The organism is Streptomyces sp. NBC_01669, assembly GCF_026339735.1.
GTDB lineage: Bacteria > Actinomycetota > Actinomycetes > Streptomycetales > Streptomycetaceae > Streptomyces > Streptomyces yanii.
On the sequence record NZ_JAPEQG010000001.1, the window covers coordinates 7,007,822 to 7,024,983 of the forward strand.

The following is a 17,162-nucleotide window of genomic DNA, read 5'->3' on the forward strand; positions in this document are numbered from 1 at the left end:
CCCGGGGGCGTTCTCCATGGCGTGCTGCGGCGGCCGGCCGCAGCGACGCGAGGAGGATCCTGAAGTGAAGAACCTGAAGAAGGCCGCTGCCGTCACCATGATCGCCGGTGGCATCATCGCCGCGGGCGCCGGCGCGGCCTCCGCCACCGGTCACGGCGCGGGCGCCCATGGTGTGGCGACCCACTCCCCGGGCGTGGTCAGTGGCAACGTCATCCAGGCCCCGGTCCACGTCCCGGTGAACGTGGTCGGCAACACGGTCAACGTGATCGGCCTGCTCAACCCGGCCTTCGGCAACGTCGGCCACAACGGCTGACCACCCCGGTTCTCTCGATGCCGGACGGCCCCGAAAGGGTCCCGTCCGGCATCAACCATGCCGCCCCACACCACGACTCACGGCCCATCACCACCGAGGATCGAGCCGCAACGGGTCGAGCCACACCCGCCCGGCACCATCAAGCCCGTCCAGGCGATCGAGGACGGACGGGCCACCGGACGCCCCGTTCCTGCGCCTGAGTGCTGTCCCGAAAACCCTGACGGGCGCACAACGACAGCCACGACACCTCGCCGCGTTGTCGGAACACCCGAATACGCCCCGTATGAGGACGCCCCTCCGCCTTGCGATGCACCGCATCCGACGCCGTGCGCTGATCCGCCGGGGATCACGGGACACCCTTTACCCCCGCTCCCGCCCCTCCACATACGCGTTGTAGGCCGCCACCTGCGCCCGCCGAGCCACCCGCTCCACCGGCCGCAGCGCCGCCCCCCGGGCCGCGATCTCCGACACGCTCACCGCCCCGCCGTGCCCGTTCTCGTACGCCAGCGAGATCAGCAGCCCCACCCGCTGCGCCAGCTCCAGCACCCGTACCGCCCGCGGCGGATATCCCGGAGCGAGCAGCTCCCGCCCCCGCTCCGCCCGCGCCCGGTACGCATCCAGCGCCGCCTCCGCCACCGGCCCGGACCCGGCCACATCGAGCCGCGACAGCGTCGCCGTCGCATCCCGCAACGCCTCCGCGAGCTCCCGCTCCGCCTCACCCAGCGACGGCACATCGGCCGGCGGCGCCTCCCGCACCGGCAGACAGCACCACACCACCTCGACGTGCAGATCACCGGCAGGCCCCGCCTCCCGCACCTCGGGCACCAGTCCGTACGGCGCACCGGACGCGATCACCGCCTCCTCCGCATCCAGCGCCCGCGCATTGAACTCGGGCGGGCCGCTGAGCCCGAGCGGATGCCCCGGCACCGGCAGGGCGACCCGGAAGCCCGTCACTCCCAATCCGCGCAGCCGCCCCAGGGCCAGCGTGAGCCCGACCGATCCCGCCTCACCCGGCAGCCCCTCGACGCGGTGCACCGCGTCCTCTCCGACAATCGCGAGCGCAGCGTCGTCCGGTGAGACAAGTCCGGCCAGAAGCGCGTTTCCCCATGAGGCCAGCAGCCCCGAGCGTGGTTCCGAAAGCATGGGAACAGCCTAGGGAACCGGACCTAAGAGCTGGAGCACTCCTGGGGTGGCGTAGGTTTTCCCTGGGAGCTGTGCCCACAGGCACGCGACGATCTCGAGACTGCATGGGGAGACAACGCGCTCATGAGCGATGTACTGGAGCTGGTGGACGTATCCGTGGTCCGCGACGGACGCGCTCTGGTGGACGACGTCTCCTGGTCGGTCAAGGAGGGGGAGCGCTGGGTCATCCTCGGCCCGAACGGCGCCGGCAAGACAACCCTCCTCAACATCGCGTCCAGCTACCTCTTCCCGACCAAGGGCAGCGCCACCATCCTCGGTGAACAACTCGGCGGCGTCGGCACCGACGTCTTCGACCTGCGCCCGCGGATCGGTATCGCGGGCGTCGCCATGGCGGAGAAGCTGCCCAAGCGCCAGACCGTCCTGCAGACGGTGCTCACCGCGGCGTACGGCATGACCGCCACCTGGCACGAGAACTACGACCCCGTCGACGAGGACCGGGCCCGCGCGTTCCTCGACCGGCTCGGCATGACCGAGTTCCTCGACCGCAAGTTCGGCACCCTCTCCGAGGGCGAGCGCAAGCGCACCCTGATCGCCCGCGCGATGATGACCGACCCGGAGCTGCTGCTCCTCGACGAGCCCGCCGCAGGTCTCGACCTCGGCGGCCGCGAGGATCTGGTCCGCCGCCTCGGCCGCCTCGCCCGCGACCCGTTGGCCCCCTCCATGATCATGGTGACGCACCATGTCGAGGAGATCGCCCCGGGCTTCACCCACGTCCTCATGATCCGCCAGGGCAAGGTCCTCGCCGCGGGCCCCATGGAGACCGAGCTCAGCTCCCGCAACCTCTCCCTCTGCTTCGGTCTGCCGCTCATCGTCGAGCACACCGGCGACCGATACACCGCACACGGCCTCCCGCTGTCCTGAAGGCCGGTGTTCTGAACACACTGCGCCCCGAATGTCCTGATCGAAGCCCTGTCGGCGAGGGACGCACGGTCCTACCATGACCGGGTGGACATCGATGCGTGGGTGTGGTGGCTGATCGGCGCGGTCGGGCTGGGTATTCCGCTCGTCCTGACCGCGATGCCCGAGTTCGGGATGTTCGCGGTCGGAGCGGTCGCCGCGGCGGTCGTCGCCGCACTCGGCGGCGGCATCGTGGCCCAGGTCCTGGTCTTCGTGGTCGTCTCCGTCGCTCTCATCGCGGTGGTTCGCCCGATCGCCGCCAGGCACCGCGCCGACCGGCCCCAACTGGCCACCGGCATCGATGCGCTGAAAGGCCGTCAGGCCGTCGTCCTGGAACGGGTCGACGGCAGCGGTGGCCGGATCAAGCTGGCCGGGGAGATCTGGTCGGCCCGCGCCTACGACGGAGATCAGAGTTTCGAACCCGGCCGGCAGGTGGATGTCGTGGACATCGACGGTGCTACGGCCGTTGTCATGTGACCGAACCGCTCACACGGCGGACCTCGGTCTGCCAGACTCGATGTCGATCATCATGAGATCCGGACCTCATGAGATCCGACCCCGATCATCGCGATCCGTCGGCAACCGAAGGGCACGAGGAACACGATGCAACCGATCATCATCGTCCTGATCATTCTGGTGGTGCTCGTCTTCATCGCCCTGATCAAGACGATCCAGGTCATCCCGCAGGCCAGCGCCGCCATCGTGGAGCGCTTCGGCCGCTACACCCGCACGCTCAATGCAGGCCTGAACATCGTCGTTCCGTTCATCGACACCATCCGCAACCGGATCGACCTCCGCGAACAGGTTGTCCCGTTCCCGCCCCAGCCGGTGATCACCCAGGACAACCTGGTCGTCAATATCGACACCGTCATCTACTACCAGGTGACGGACGCGCGGGCCGCGACGTACGAAGTCGCCAGCTACATCCAGGCGATCGAGCAGCTCACCGTCACCACCCTCCGCAACATCATCGGTGGCATGGACCTGGAGCGGACCCTGACCTCCCGCGAGGAGATCAACGCCGCCCTCCGCGGTGTCCTCGACGAAGCCACCGGCAAGTGGGGTATCCGCGTCAACCGCGTCGAGCTCAAGGCGATCGAACCGCCGACCTCCATCCAGGACTCGATGGAGAAGCAGATGCGCGCCGACCGTGACAAGCGTGCCGCGATCCTCCAGGCCGAGGGAACCCGGCAGTCCGCGATCCTCACCGCGGAGGGCGAGAAGCAGTCCGCGATCCTGCGCGCCGAGGGTGAGGCCAAGGCCGCGGCCCTGCGCGCCGAGGGCGAGGCCCAGGCCATCCGGACGGTCTTCGAGTCCATCCATGCCGGCGATCCGGACCAGAAGCTCCTCTCGTACCAGTACCTCCAGATGCTCCCGAAGATCGCCGAGGGCGACGCCAACAAGCTCTGGATCGTGCCGAGCGAGATCGGCGACGCTCTCAAGGGCCTCAGCGGCGCCTTCGGGAACCTCGGCACCGGCGTCCCCGGCTTCAACACCGGCAAGGAGCGCCGCGAGGAACCCCCGGTCGACTGACGCGTACACACCATCGTGCATGATCAGTGCATCAAGCACTGATCATGCACGGGGGAATCGGAATGTCCATCTGGGAAATGCTCGCCGTCTTCGGCGCGGGCATCAGCGCGGGCGCGATCAACACAGTCGTCGGTTCCGGAACGCTGATCACCTTCCCGGTCCTCCTCGCCACCGGCCTGCCCCCGGTCACCGCCACCGTCTCCAACGCCCTCGGCCTGATCCCCGGCTCCATCAGCGGCGCCATCGGCTACCGCAAGGAACTCGCCGGACAGCGGCGCCGCGCCCTCAAACTGAGCATCGGCGCGCTCATCGGCGGCCTCACCGGCGCCACCCTGCTGCTGGCCCTGCCCTCCACGGCGTTCGAGACCATCGTGCCCATCCTGGTCGCCCTGGCCCTCGCCCTGGTCATTCTGCAACCTCGCATCAGCAAAGCCGTCCGGCGCCGCCGCGAGCACAACGGCACCACCGCCCGGTCCGACGGCGGCCCGCTCCTCGTCGTCGGACTGATGCTCGCCAGCGTCTACGGCGGCTACTTCACCGCCGCCCAGGGGATCATCTACCTCTCCCTGATGGGCATGCTGCTCGACGACACGATGCAGCGCCTCAACGCCGTCAAGAACGTGCTGGCAGCGGTCGTCAACAGCGTTGCCGCGCTCTTCTTCCTCTTCGTCGCGGACTTCGACTGGACGGCCGTCGCACTGATCGCGGTCGGCTCCGCGCTCGGCGGCCAGATCGGCGCCAAGGTCGGGCGCCGCCTCAGCCCCACCGTGCTGCGCGGCCTCATCGTGGTGGTCGGCACGGTCGCCATCGTCCAGCTGATGCTCCGCTGAACCCGGAAGCCCGCCTCCGCACGGAGACGGGCTTCCGATACGAAGATCTGCGTAGGCCGCCTACGCCCACTATGCGGCGGTCCGGTCCAGCCACTCCGGCAGCGTCGACCGCTCACCGGCTCCCATCGCCAGCAGCATCGCCTCCGCGGGCGACGGTACGAAGGGCTGCCGCAGCAACGGCATCCCCGCCTGCTCCGGCGTCCGGGCCGCCTTGCGGTGATTGTCCTCGGCACAGGACGCCACCGTATTGAGCCAGGTGTCCTGGCCGCCCTGGGCGCGCGGCACCACATGGTCGACAGTCGTCGCCCGTCGCCCGCAGTACGCGCACCGGTGCTGGTCCCGTATCAGCACACCCCTTCTGGACCACGGTGCCTGTCTTCGGAACGGCACCCGTACATACCGGCAGAGCCTGATCACCCGGGGTACCGGAATGTCCACGGCGGCACCACGCATGCGGAGATCGGGATGCGACTGCTCGACAACAGCCTTGTCCTGCAGAATCAGCACCACCGCACGGTTCAGTGTCACCGTCGACAGCGGCTCGAAGCTCGCGTTGAGAACCAGCGTGTCCCGCATCTCGCCCACCTCCCGTGTGCCGCCCGCCCCCCTGGCAGGCCCGGATCAACTCTGGCTGGGCGGGCCGGGATGGACAACGCAATAAAAAATGCCCTGCCCTGATCTCTCCAAGACCAGGGCAGGGCAAACAGCAGGGGAACTCTCAGCTCACGGGGTACTACGCGGGACCGGTGTACTCACCGATCAGCTGAGCACGGCCCAGTGCGTGGAACCGCAGATTGAAGCCGACCACAGCGGGCGACGCATTACTGTCCGGCCCCAGCTTCTCGCTGTCCACCGCATACACGGTGAAGACGTAGCGGTGGTTCTCCCCGGCCGGTGGCGCGGCGCCGCCGAACTCCTTCGACCCGTAGTCGTTACGGACCTGAACGGCACCGGTGGGCAGTCCCTCGAACTTCCCGCTGCCCGCACCGGCCGGCAGCTCCGTGACCGATGCCGGGATGTCGAACACGACCCAGTGCCAGAACCCGCTGCCCGTCGGAGCATCCGGATCGAAGCAGGTCACGGCGAAACTCTTTGCCTCCGCCGGGAACCCTTCCCACCGCAGCTGCGGCGAAGTGTTCCCGGCCGCGAACACTTGGGCGTCCGCCAGCACGGCCCCGGGAGCGAGATCCTCGCTCACCACCGTGAACGAAGGCACCTCGGGATGGAAGTCATGCGGCAGCGGCGGCCTCTTCGGCTCGGTCACGTCAGCACCTCTCCTGATCGGCTCTGGAGTCTCGCCACCGACCCTAGAGCCAGTTGCGCCGACCACCGACCTGGGCGAGCCACTGATTGAGGTATGCCGCCCAGTCGGTCCCCCGGAAGTCGTTCAGACCGACCTTGAACGCCCGGTACGAGTCGCTGCCCTCACTGAAGAGCCCCGGCTTCTTGTCCATCTCCAGCACGACATCCATCTCGCGGTCGTCCGCGACGAACGTCAGCTCGACCTGGTTCAGCCCGCGGTACTGCTGCGGCGGGAAGAACTCGATCTCCTGGTAGAAGGGCAGCTGCTGACGCGTGCCGCGGATGTGACCACGCTCCATGTCCGCGCTGCGGAATCCGAAGCCCAGCTGCCCGAACGCGTCCAGGATCGCCTGCTGCGCCGGCAGCGGGTGGACGTTGATCGGGTCGAGGTCGCCCGAATCCAGCGCCCGCGCGATCTCCAGTTCGGTGGTCACACCGATGTTCATGCCGTGCAGGTGCTGACCGCCGAACATCGTGATCGGCGTCTCCCACGGGATCTCGAGCCCGAACGGAACGACGTGCACGGCACCGGCCTGCACCTCGAACGCCCCACCGAGCTGCAGCTTGGTGAACTCGATGTCCTGCTTCATCTCCTGGTCGTTGCCCTCGACCTCGACGCGCGCCTGCAGACCGACCGAGAGCCCCTCGATCTGCTGCGCCACGGAACCACCCTGGATCCGCACCTCGCCCTGGACGACCCCGCCCGGTACGACGTTGAGCTCGGTCAGCTCCGTCTCCACCGAAGCACCACCGGCACCCATGCTCGCGAGCAGCCGCTTGAAGCCCATATTTACTCCTCCTTGGTCTGACCCCTACATACGCGCCACGACCGTAGTCGGTTCCCGGTAACCTCGAACGCCATGATCGAGGGCCTGGACCGTACGCCGCTGACGCGGGATTTCTTCGACCGCCCCGTGCTGGAGGTGGCACCCGACCTCCTGGGCCGGACCCTGGTACGCATCACAGGCGACGGCCCCATCGAACTCCGCCTCACCGAGGTGGAGGCGTACGCCGGCGAGATCGACCCCGGCTCGCATGCCTTCCGTGGCCGCACCGCGCGCAACAGCGTGATGTTCGGACCACCCGGCCACGCCTACGTCTACTTCACCTACGGCATGTGGCACTGCCTCAACCTGGTGTGCGGCCCCGAAGGCATGGCGAGCGGTGTACTGCTCCGGGCGGGTGAGGTCCAGGTGGGTGCTGAACTCAGCCGTAAACGTCGAATCTCGGCCCGCAGCGACCGAGAACTGGCCAAAGGCCCGGCCCGTCTGGCAACCGCCCTTGACATCGACCGAGGCCTGAACGGCACCGACGCCATCGCCCACCCGGGTGCCCCCTTGTCCGTACTGCACGGCACCCCACCGCCGCTCGACCAGGTACGCAACGGCCCCCGCACCGGCGTGGGCGGTGACGGAGCCGCACACCCCTGGCGCTTCTGGATCGACGGAGATCCCACGGTGAGCCTGTACCGACCCCACGCACCACGCCGCCGCGCAACTTGACTCGCCCCTTCCGGTCACCTAACGTAGTCCGAGCCGCTTGAACGGGTACTGCTGTCGGCACGGTCCATCGGACCGAGGTTGAGCACCCGGAAGCGACCAACCACTACCTTCGATTCACCCTGGCGGGTGCGAATTCGGCATGCCGTAATTCGATCCCATCGGCTCGATTATGAGCTGCCAAGGAAATCGACTAAAGTAGCGGACACGCCGAAAGGCAAAGGCCACTCCAAAGGCCACCGGAATCAAATTCGGACCGGAAACGGAAACGAAAAAGAGTCTGGTAAGGTTGGAACCGCCGGAAAGGGAAGCGCGAAAGCGAAGAACTGGAAAGCGTAGTGACAAATCTTCTGCTCCGCAGAGGGCTCGCTTCGACCGGGAATCGGACACGAAAGAGTCTGATAGAGTCGGAAACGCAAGACCGAAGGGAAAGCCCGGAGGAAAGCCCGAGAGGGTGAGTACAAAGGAAGCGTCCGTTCCTTGAGAACTCAACAGCGTGCCAAAAGTCAACGCCAGATATGTTGATACCCCGGCCTGCTTCGGCAGGTTCGAGGTTCCTTTGAAAGTCCTGCCGGGCCTCACGGTTCCGGTAGGCAATTACACAGCGAGGACGCTGTGAACGATCGGTCCTATTCCGACCGGTCGTTCCGCTCGTGTGTGTCATCCCGATTACGGGAGAACATTCACGGAGAGTTTGATCCTGGCTCAGGACGAACGCTGGCGGCGTGCTTAACACATGCAAGTCGAACGATGAAGCCCTTCGGGGTGGATTAGTGGCGAACGGGTGAGTAACACGTGGGCAATCTGCCCTTCACTCTGGGACAAGCCCTGGAAACGGGGTCTAATACCGGATAACACTCTGTCCCGCATGGGACGGGGTTAAAAGCTCCGGCGGTGAAGGATGAGCCCGCGGCCTATCAGCTTGTTGGTGGGGTGATGGCCTACCAAGGCGACGACGGGTAGCCGGCCTGAGAGGGCGACCGGCCACACTGGGACTGAGACACGGCCCAGACTCCTACGGGAGGCAGCAGTGGGGAATATTGCACAATGGGCGAAAGCCTGATGCAGCGACGCCGCGTGAGGGATGACGGCCTTCGGGTTGTAAACCTCTTTCAGCAGGGAAGAAGCGAAAGTGACGGTACCTGCAGAAGAAGCGCCGGCTAACTACGTGCCAGCAGCCGCGGTAATACGTAGGGCGCAAGCGTTGTCCGGAATTATTGGGCGTAAAGAGCTCGTAGGCGGCTTGTTGCGTCGGTTGTGAAAGCCCGGGGCTTAACCCCGGGTCTGCAGTCGATACGGGCAGGCTAGAGTGTGGTAGGGGAGATCGGAATTCCTGGTGTAGCGGTGAAATGCGCAGATATCAGGAGGAACACCGGTGGCGAAGGCGGATCTCTGGGCCATTACTGACGCTGAGGAGCGAAAGCGTGGGGAGCGAACAGGATTAGATACCCTGGTAGTCCACGCCGTAAACGTTGGGAACTAGGTGTTGGCGACATTCCACGTCGTCGGTGCCGCAGCTAACGCATTAAGTTCCCCGCCTGGGGAGTACGGCCGCAAGGCTAAAACTCAAAGGAATTGACGGGGGCCCGCACAAGCAGCGGAGCATGTGGCTTAATTCGACGCAACGCGAAGAACCTTACCAAGGCTTGACATATACCGGAAAGCATCAGAGATGGTGCCCCCCTTGTGGTCGGTATACAGGTGGTGCATGGCTGTCGTCAGCTCGTGTCGTGAGATGTTGGGTTAAGTCCCGCAACGAGCGCAACCCTTGTTCTGTGTTGCCAGCATGCCCTTCGGGGTGATGGGGACTCACAGGAGACTGCCGGGGTCAACTCGGAGGAAGGTGGGGACGACGTCAAGTCATCATGCCCCTTATGTCTTGGGCTGCACACGTGCTACAATGGCCGGTACAATGAGCTGCGATGCCGCGAGGCGGAGCGAATCTCAAAAAGCCGGTCTCAGTTCGGATTGGGGTCTGCAACTCGACCCCATGAAGTCGGAGTTGCTAGTAATCGCAGATCAGCATTGCTGCGGTGAATACGTTCCCGGGCCTTGTACACACCGCCCGTCACGTCACGAAAGTCGGTAACACCCGAAGCCGGTGGCCCAACCCCTTGTGGGAGGGAGCTGTCGAAGGTGGGACTGGCGATTGGGACGAAGTCGTAACAAGGTAGCCGTACCGGAAGGTGCGGCTGGATCACCTCCTTTCTAAGGAGCACTTCTTACCAAGCCTGCTTGGTCAGAGGCCACTACGTCGGCAAATGTTCGACGGTGGTAGCTCATGGGTGGAACGTTGACTATTCAGCACCTGGTGGTTCAACCGGGTCGCAAGTACTGCTCCTCGGAGCGTGGAAAGCGAACCGATTGAATTCCGGGTACTGGGCGCGCTGTTGGGTGTCTGAAGGTATGGCCGCAAGGTTGCCTTCGAACGCCGGCCCCAGTGAACTCGCCTACAAGGGCGAACTGATGGGTGACTGGTCGTTGCTTGAGAACTGCACAGTGGACGCGAGCATCTGTGGCCAAGTTTTTAAGGGCGCACGGTGGATGCCTTGGCACCAGGAACCGATGAAGGACGTGGGAGGCCACGATAGGCCCCGGGGAGCTGTCAACCGAGCTTTGATCCGGGGGTGTCCGAATGGGGAAACCCGGCAGTCGTCATGGGCTGTCACCCGCTGCTGAACACATAGGCAGTGTGGAGGGAACGAGGGGAAGTGAAACATCTCAGTACCCTCAGGAAGAGAAAACAACCGTGATTCCGGGAGTAGTGGCGAGCGAAACTGGATGAGGCCAAACCGTATGCGTGTGATACCCGGCAGGGGTTGCGCATGCGGGGTTGTGGGATCTCTTTTTCACGGTCTGCCGGCTGTGAGACGAGTCAGAAACCGTTGATGTAGGCGAAGGACATGCGAAAGGTCCGGCGTAGAGGGTAAGACCCCCGTAGCTGAAACATTGACGGCTCGTTTAAGAGACACCCAAGTAGCACGGGGCCCGAGAAATCCCGTGTGAATCTGGCGGGACCACCCGCTAAGCCTAAATATTCCCTGGTGACCGATAGCGGATAGTACCGTGAGGGAATGGTGAAAAGTACCGCGGGAGCGGAGTGAAATAGTACCTGAAACCGTGTGCCTACAAGCCGTGGGAGCGTCGCTGTTGTTCTTCGGAGCAACAGTCGTGACTGCGTGCCTTTTGAAGAATGAGCCTGCGAGTTTGCGGTGTGTTGCGAGGTTAACCCGTGTGGGGAAGCCGTAGCGAAAGCGAGTCCGAATAGGGCGATTCAGTAGCACGCTCAAGACCCGAAGCGGAGTGATCTAGCCATGGGCAGGTTGAAGCGGAGGTAAGACTTCGTGGAGGACCGAACCCACCAGGGTTGAAAACCTGGGGGATGACCTGTGGTTAGGGGTGAAAGGCCAATCAAACTCCGTGATAGCTGGTTCTCCCCGAAATGCATTTAGGTGCAGCGTCGTGTGTTTCTTGCCGGAGGTAGAGCACTGGATAGGCGATGGGCCCTACCGGGTTACTGACCTTAGCCAAACTCCGAATGCCGGTAAGTGAGAGCACGGCAGTGAGACTGTGGGGGATAAGCTCCATGGTCGAGAGGGAAACAGCCCAGAGCATCGACTAAGGCCCCTAAGCGTACGCTAAGTGGGAAAGGATGTGGAGTCGCAGAGACAACCAGGAGGTTGGCTTAGAAGCAGCCACCCTTGAAAGAGTGCGTAATAGCTCACTGGTCAAGTGATTCCGCGCCGACAATGTAGCGGGGCTCAAGCGTACCGCCGAAGTCGTGTCATTCCAGCATATAGGGCCAACGCCTGCTGGGATGGGTAGGGGAGCGTCGTGTGCCGGGTGAAGCAGCCGCGGAAGCGAGTTGTGGACGGTTCACGAGTGAGAATGCAGGCATGAGTAGCGATACACACGTGAGAAACGTGTGCGCCGATTGACTAAGGGTTCCTGGGTCAAGCTGATCTGCCCAGGGTAAGTCGGGACCTAAGGCGAGGCCGACAGGCGTAGTCGATGGACAACCGGTTGATATTCCGGTACCCGCTTTGAAACGCCCAATACTGAATCAGGCGATGCTAAGTCCGTGAAGCCGGCCCGATCTCTTCGGAGTTGAGGGTAGTGGTGGAGCCGACGAACCAGACTTGTACTAGGTAAGCGATGGGGTGACGCAGGAAGGTAGTCCAGCCCGGGCGGTGGTAGTCCCGGGGTAAGGGTGTAGGGCGTGTGATAGGCAAATCCGTCACACATTGAGCCTGAGACCTGATGCCGAGCCGATTGTGGTGAAGTGGATGATCCTATGCTGTCGAGAAAAGCCTCTAGCGAGTTTCATGGCGGCCCGTACCCTAAACCGACTCAGGTGGTCAGGTAGAGAATACCGAGGCGTTCGGGTGAACTATGGTTAAGGAACTCGGCAAAATGCCCCCGTAACTTCGGGAGAAGGGGGCCATCACTGGTGATCCGATTTACTCGGTGAGCTGGGGGTGGCCGCAGAGACCAGCGAGAAGCGACTGTTTACTAAAAACACAGGTCCGTGCGAAGCCGTAAGGCGATGTATACGGACTGACGCCTGCCCGGTGCTGGAACGTTAAGGGGACCGGTTAGCTGACTTTCGGGTCGGCGAAGCTGAGAACTTAAGCGCCAGTAAACGGCGGTGGTAACTATAACCATCCTAAGGTAGCGAAATTCCTTGTCGGGTAAGTTCCGACCTGCACGAATGGCGTAACGACTTCTCGACTGTCTCAACCATAGGCCCGGTGAAATTGCACTACGAGTAAAGATGCTCGTTTCGCGCAGCAGGACGGAAAGACCCCGGGACCTTTACTACAGTTTGATATTGGTGTTCGGTTCGGCTTGTGTAGGATAGGTGGGAGACTTTGAAGCAGCCACGCCAGTGGTTGTGGAGTCGCCGTTGAAATACCACTCTGGTCGTGCTGGATGTCTAACCTGGGTCCGTGATCCGGATCAGGGACAGTGTCTGATGGGTAGTTTAACTGGGGCGGTTGCCTCCTAAAGAGTAACGGAGGCGCCCAAAGGTTCCCTCAGCCTGGTTGGCAATCAGGTGTTGAGTGTAAGTGCACAAGGGAGCTTGACTGTGAGACCGACGGGTCGAGCAGGGACGAAAGTCGGGACTAGTGATCCGGCAGTGGCTTGTGGAAGCGCTGTCGCTCAACGGATAAAAGGTACCCCGGGGATAACAGGCTGATCTTCCCCAAGAGTCCATATCGACGGGATGGTTTGGCACCTCGATGTCGGCTCGTCGCATCCTGGGGCTGGAGTCGGTCCCAAGGGTTGGGCTGTTCGCCCATTAAAGCGGTACGCGAGCTGGGTTTAGAACGTCGTGAGACAGTTCGGTCCCTATCCGCTGCGCGCGTAGGAATATTGAGAAGGGCTGTCCCTAGTACGAGAGGACCGGGACGGACGAACCTCTGGTGTGCCAGTTGTCCTGCCAAGGGCATGGCTGGTTGGCTACGTTCGGAAAGGATAACCGCTGAAAGCATCTAAGCGGGAAGCCTGCTTCGAGATGAGTATTCCCACCCCCTTTGAGGGGTTAAGGCTCCCAGTAGACGACTGGGTTGATAGGCCAGATGTGGAAGCCCGGCAACGGGTGGAGCTGACTGGTACTAATAGGCCGAGGGCTTGTCCTCAGTTGCTCGCGTCCACTGTGTTGTTCCCGGGTTGCGAACAGTCGCACCGGTTGAACAGCTTCACTACTTAATTGAAAAGTGTGCTTGTTCGCTAGAACCCGATAGGGTTTCGGTGGTCATTGCGTTAGGGAAACGCCCGGTTACATTCCGAACCCGGAAGCTAAGCCTTTCAGCGCCGATGGTACTGCAGGGGGGACCCTGTGGGAGAGTAGGACGCCGCCGAACAATCTTTCAAGGACCCCTGGTCCCAGCGTTCACGCTGGAACCAGGGGTCCTTTTGTTTTGCCGAAGCGCGTCGGGTGTCCGGCTGCGCGAGAATGTGTGTAGTACCCGAAGACAGGAGTTCCACCAATGTCCACCAACTCTCCCGACGATCGTTCGGAGCGCGAGCCGCGTCGCCGGGACGGTGGTGACCGGGGCGGCTTCCGGGGTGGTCGTGACGACAGGTCCGGCGGCCCGCGCCGGGACAACGACCGTGGTGGCTTCCGTCGCGATGACAGCCGGCCCACGAGCGGCGGTGACCGGGGTGGCTTCCGTCGCGACGACAGCGACCGCGGACCGCGTCGTGACGACAGCCGCGGCGGTTCCGGTGGTGGCTTCCGTCGTGACGACAGCCGCGGTGGCGGTTCCGGTGGTGGGTTCCGTCGCGATGATCGTGCGCCGCGTCGTGAGGACGACCGTGGTGGGTACCGCGGGCCGCGTCGTGAGGACGACCGTGGTGGGCGTCCCGGTGGTGGCTTCGAGCGTCGTGACGACCGGCCGCGTGGGCCCCGCCGCGACGACGACAGCCGCAGCGGCGGGCCCCGCCGTGACGACAGCCGCAGCGGCGGGCCCCGTCGTGACGACAGCCGCGGTGGCGGTTCCGGTGGTGGGTTCCGTCGCGATGATCGTGCGCCGCGTCGTGAGGACGACCGTGGTGGCTTCCGTCGTGACGACAGCCGCGGTGGCGGTTCCGGTGGTGGGTTCCGTCGCGATGATCGTGCGCCGCGTCGTGAGGACGACCGCAGCGGCGGGCCCCGTCGTGACGACAGCCGCGGTGGCGGTTCCGGTGGTGGGTTCCGCCGGGACGATCGTGCGCCGCGTCGTGAGGACGACCGTGGTGGCTTCCGTCGTGACGACAGCCGCGGTGGCGGTTCCGGTGGTGGGTTCCGTCGCGATGATCGTGCGCCGCGTCGTGAGGACGACCGTGGTGGCTTCCGTCGTGACGACAGCCGCGGTGGCGGTTCCGGTGGTGGGTTCCGCCGGGACGATCGTGCGCCGCGTCGTGAGGACGACCGTGGTGGGTACCGCGGGCCCCGCCGTGAGGACGACCGTGGTGGGCGTCCCGGTGGTGGCTTCGAGCGTCGTGACGACCGGCCGCGTGGGCCCCGCCGCGACGACGACAGCCGCAGCGGCGGGTTCCGGCGGGACGACAGCCGGCCCACGAGCGGCGGCGACCGCGGCGGGTTCCGTCGCGACGACCGTGCTGGTGGCTTCCGTCGCGATGACAGCCGTGGCGGTGGCGGTGCCGGCAGGTTCCCCCGCGATGATCGTGCGCCGCGTCGTGAGGACGACCGTGGTGGGCGTCCCGGTGGTGGCTTCGAGCGTCGTGACGACCGGCCGCGTGGGCCCCGCCGCGACGACGACAGCCGCAGCGGCGGGCCCCGCCGTGACGACAGCCGCGGCGGCGGTGGATATCGCGGACAGCGGGATGACCGTGAGCGCGGCGGCTACCGCGGACAGCGGGACGAGCGTGGTGGCTACGACCGTCGGGACGACCGGGACCGTGAGCCGATCAAGCGGCTTCCCATTCCTGACGACGTCACCGGTGACGAGATCGACAAGGATGTGCGGCAGGAGCTGATGAGCCTGCCGAAGACCCTGGCCGAGGATGTTGCCCGCAACCTCGTCATGGTCGCCCGGCTCATCGACGAGGACCCCGAGCAGGCGTACGCGTACTCGCGTATCGCGCTGCGGCTGGCCTCGCGGGTGGCTGCTGTGCGGGAGGCGGCCGGCTTTGCCGCGTACGCGACGCAGAAGTACTCGGAGGCGCTGGCCGAGTTCCGGGCGGCGAAGCGGATGACCGGTTCCGTGGAGCTGTGGCCCGTCATGGCCGACTGCGAGCGTGGACTTGGGCGGCCCGAGCGGGCGTTGGCCATGGCCGGCGAGCCCGAGGTGCAGAAGCTGGACAAGGCCGGGCAGGTCGAGATGCGCCTGGTGGCCGCCGGGGCGCGCAGGGACATGGGGCAGATCGATGCCGCCATCGTCACCCTGCAGAGCTCCGAGCTCGCATCGAGCGCCGTGCACCCGTGGACGCCGCGACTGCGCTATGCGTACGCCGATGCGCTGCTGGCCGCGGGGCGCGAGGACGAGGCGCGTGAGTGGTTCGCGAAGGCCCTGGAGGCCGACAAGGACGGTGCCACCGACGCGTCGGACCGGCTCGCCGAGCTGGACGGTGTCGAGTTCGTCGACGCTCTCGGTGAGAGCGACGAGGACGAGACGGTCGAGGCCGAAGCCGACACCGCCACTGATGGCGATGTCGACGATGCGGATGACGACGGGTCGGCGAAGGCGTAGGACATGAGAGAGGGCGGCATCCCGAAAGGGATGCCGCCCTCTTTTTTTTGTGTCCTGCGTCCGTGCCCGCGGTCACCCGAGGGCGAGGCTCCGCAGGACCAGGCCCGTGGCCGGCTTGGGGCCGAACGAGGTCGACTTGCGGGGCATGGTGACTCCCTGTCGGGCCAGGTCCCGGACGACTTCTTCGCGTACCGGATGCATCAGGACCGCGGTGGCGTTGCGGCGCTCGGCCTGCTCCACGGCTGCCTCGGTGTCGTGTATGTACGCGATGCGTTCCGGGCTGTCGGGGATCTGCCACACATGGTCGAGCAGCGTCGCGTGCAGCACCGTCGCATCGAGAGTGCGCCAGGCGAGTGGGCGGTCGGCCGGGATCGTGCGGGCCAGCAGTGCCTCGTCCGGGCGGTCGACGAGATGGAAGCGGCCGTCGCCTGCCAGCAGGAAGGCGTTGCCCTCGGCGGCCGCCTCGGCGAGGGCGTCGAGAGCCACGGGGAGTGGTTCCTCGATGTCGCGGACGCGGAATGTGCCGTTCAACGCGGCCAGGGCGTCGGCGACGGGGAGGCGGTGCAGCAGCCGGTGGATGGCGCGGACCCGGAGCGGGTAGCGGGCCGTGTCGACGAGGAGGACCAGGCCGAAGTCCCAGGGGCCCGGGTCGGTGTGTTCCTGCTGCAGCCGGAGGTAGGTGGCCCAGCGGTGGTGTCCGTCGGCGATGAGCGCCTGGTGGCGGGCGAGGTCGGTCTCGATCTCGGACCGGTCGGCCGGGTTGGTGACCGCCCAGAGCCGGTGCCGGTAGCCGTCCTCGGTGGTCGTCGCGAGCAGCGGCGGCCGGTGGATGGTGCGCTCGATCACAGCGGTCGCGCCGGTCGGGTCGCCCTCGCTGCGGTAGGTGAGCAGGAGCGGTTCCAGGTGGGCGGCTGTGGTGCGCATCAGGTTGGCGCGATCCTCGACGACATGGGCCATGACGTCCTCGTGCGGCAGGACGATGCCGTCGGCGGGGGAGGAGAGCGCCAGTGCTCCCACGATGCCGCGCTGCAGGATCTCGCCGCTGCGCTGCTCGTAGACGTAGAGCGCGGGCTCGTTCTCGGGGACCAGTATGCCCTCGTCGAGCCAGCGGTTCAGAGTCTCGGCGGCCTGCTCCTGGCGGGCGGCGGCCGTGTCGGCCTGCGGCAGGATCAACCTGACGATGTTGTGCGGGTCCGCCGATTCCAGGTGGTGCAGGCCGTCGGGGCGCACGACGACGTCGTACGGCGGTGAGGTCACCGCCGCGAGACTGCCGACCCGCTCGGGGACGTAGCGAAGACCGCGGAACGGGATCAGGCGCAGTCCCTGGCCGGTGGGACCTGGTGTCTTCATTTCTGCATCGTATGTGCGTTGTGGCGATGCGCGATGA

At 65.3% G+C, this 17,162-nt stretch carries 13 protein-coding genes and 3 rRNA genes; 11 read left to right on the forward strand and 5 right to left on the reverse strand.

Annotation, left to right across the window (positions count from 1 at the left end):
* The first annotated feature begins 64 nt into the window (after positions 1–64).
* A complete protein-coding gene (locus tag OG972_RS31420; RefSeq protein ID WP_266990820.1) occupies positions 65–313 on the forward strand; it encodes a chaplin in 249 nt (82 codons plus the stop codon).
* 360 nt (positions 314–673) lie between these two features.
* On the opposite strand, the gene OG972_RS31425 is transcribed toward OG972_RS31420, so the two are convergent.
* On the reverse strand, positions 674–1,456 hold the full coding sequence (locus OG972_RS31425; RefSeq protein ID WP_266987226.1) for a hypothetical protein: 783 nt from the start codon (positions 1,454–1,456) through the stop codon (positions 674–676).
* Between the two features lie 123 nt (positions 1,457–1,579).
* Here OG972_RS31425 and OG972_RS31430 point away from each other — a divergent pair, with 123 nt between their 5' ends.
* From OG972_RS31430 to OG972_RS31445, 4 genes are all read left to right on the forward strand, one after another.
* Positions 1,580–2,377, forward strand: a complete 798-nt coding sequence (locus OG972_RS31430) for an ABC transporter ATP-binding protein (RefSeq protein ID WP_266987228.1) — start codon at positions 1,580–1,582, stop codon at positions 2,375–2,377.
* Positions 2,378–2,461: 84 nt separating this feature from the next.
* Complete coding sequence (locus OG972_RS31435) at positions 2,462–2,890, forward strand: NfeD family protein (protein WP_266987230.1); 429 nt, start codon at positions 2,462–2,464, stop codon at positions 2,888–2,890.
* Between the two features lie 126 nt (positions 2,891–3,016).
* Entirely contained in the window at positions 3,017–3,946 is a 930-nt protein-coding gene (locus tag OG972_RS31440; protein ID WP_030920228.1) for an SPFH domain-containing protein, read from the forward strand.
* A 62-nt stretch (positions 3,947–4,008) separates the two neighbouring features.
* Positions 4,009–4,776: a sulfite exporter TauE/SafE family protein gene (locus tag OG972_RS31445; RefSeq protein WP_266987233.1), complete on the forward strand. Its 768-nt coding sequence runs from the start codon at positions 4,009–4,011 to the stop codon at positions 4,774–4,776.
* Positions 4,777–4,845: 69 nt separating this feature from the next.
* Here the strand turns inward: OG972_RS31445 and OG972_RS31450 are convergent, their stop codons facing one another.
* From OG972_RS31450 to OG972_RS31460, 3 genes are all read right to left on the reverse strand, one after another.
* Entirely contained in the window at positions 4,846–5,352 is a 507-nt protein-coding gene (locus OG972_RS31450; protein WP_266987235.1) for an HNH endonuclease, read from the reverse strand.
* Between the two features lie 157 nt (positions 5,353–5,509).
* Entirely contained in the window at positions 5,510–6,040 is a 531-nt protein-coding gene (locus OG972_RS31455) for a YbhB/YbcL family Raf kinase inhibitor-like protein (protein WP_266987237.1), read from the reverse strand.
* 43 nt (positions 6,041–6,083) lie between these two features.
* Positions 6,084–6,866: a sporulation protein gene (locus OG972_RS31460; protein WP_266987239.1), complete on the reverse strand. Its 783-nt coding sequence runs from the start codon at positions 6,864–6,866 to the stop codon at positions 6,084–6,086.
* A 72-nt stretch (positions 6,867–6,938) separates the two neighbouring features.
* On the opposite strand from OG972_RS31460, the gene OG972_RS31465 reads away from it, so the two are divergent.
* The 6 genes from OG972_RS31465 (at position 6,939) to OG972_RS31490 (ending at position 15,775) form a co-directional block, all read left to right on the forward strand.
* A complete protein-coding gene (locus OG972_RS31465; RefSeq protein ID WP_266987241.1) occupies positions 6,939–7,580 on the forward strand; it encodes a DNA-3-methyladenine glycosylase in 642 nt (213 codons plus the stop codon).
* Positions 7,581–8,259: 679 nt separating this feature from the next.
* A 16S ribosomal RNA gene (locus tag OG972_RS31470) occupies positions 8,260–9,785 on the forward strand.
* Between the two features lie 309 nt (positions 9,786–10,094).
* Positions 10,095–13,219, forward strand: a 23S ribosomal RNA gene (locus OG972_RS31475).
* Between the two features lie 108 nt (positions 13,220–13,327).
* Positions 13,328–13,444, forward strand: a 5S ribosomal RNA gene (rrf, locus tag OG972_RS31480).
* Together the 16S, 23S and 5S rRNA genes form the textbook arrangement of a ribosomal RNA operon.
* Before the next feature lie 52 nt (positions 13,445–13,496).
* On the forward strand, positions 13,497–15,062 hold the full coding sequence (locus OG972_RS49295; protein ID WP_323135911.1) for a hypothetical protein: 1,566 nt from the start codon (positions 13,497–13,499) through the stop codon (positions 15,060–15,062).
* Complete coding sequence (locus OG972_RS31490) at positions 15,062–15,775, forward strand: tetratricopeptide repeat protein (protein WP_266990822.1); 714 nt, start codon at positions 15,062–15,064, stop codon at positions 15,773–15,775. Before OG972_RS49295 ends, OG972_RS31490 begins: the two co-directional genes overlap by 1 nt.
* A gap of 72 nt (positions 15,776–15,847) precedes the next feature.
* Here OG972_RS31490 and OG972_RS31495 read toward each other — a convergent pair whose 3' ends face one another.
* Complete coding sequence (locus tag OG972_RS31495; protein ID WP_266987243.1) at positions 15,848–17,125, reverse strand: DUF1015 domain-containing protein; 1,278 nt, start codon at positions 17,123–17,125, stop codon at positions 15,848–15,850.
* Between the last annotated feature and the right edge of the window lie 37 nt (positions 17,126–17,162).

Coding starts and splice junctions, on each gene's coding strand:
- OG972_RS31425 (WP_266987226.1), bottom strand. CDS start 1,456: ATGCTTTCGGAACCACGCTCGGGGCTGCTGGCCTCATGGGGAAACGCG.
- OG972_RS31490 (WP_266990822.1), top strand. CDS start 15,062: ATGAGCCTGCCGAAGACCCTGGCCGAGGATGTTGCCCGCAACCTCGTC.
- OG972_RS31445 (WP_266987233.1), top strand. CDS start 4,009: ATGTCCATCTGGGAAATGCTCGCCGTCTTCGGCGCGGGCATCAGCGCG.
- OG972_RS31440 (WP_030920228.1), top strand. CDS start 3,017: ATGCAACCGATCATCATCGTCCTGATCATTCTGGTGGTGCTCGTCTTC.
- OG972_RS31460 (WP_266987239.1), bottom strand. CDS start 6,866: ATGGGCTTCAAGCGGCTGCTCGCGAGCATGGGTGCCGGTGGTGCTTCG.
- OG972_RS31430 (WP_266987228.1), top strand. CDS start 1,580: ATGAGCGATGTACTGGAGCTGGTGGACGTATCCGTGGTCCGCGACGGA.
- OG972_RS31450 (WP_266987235.1), bottom strand. CDS start 5,352: ATGCGGGACACGCTGGTTCTCAACGCGAGCTTCGAGCCGCTGTCGACG.
- OG972_RS31465 (WP_266987241.1), top strand. CDS start 6,939: ATGATCGAGGGCCTGGACCGTACGCCGCTGACGCGGGATTTCTTCGAC.
- OG972_RS31495 (WP_266987243.1), bottom strand. CDS start 17,125: ATGAAGACACCAGGTCCCACCGGCCAGGGACTGCGCCTGATCCCGTTC.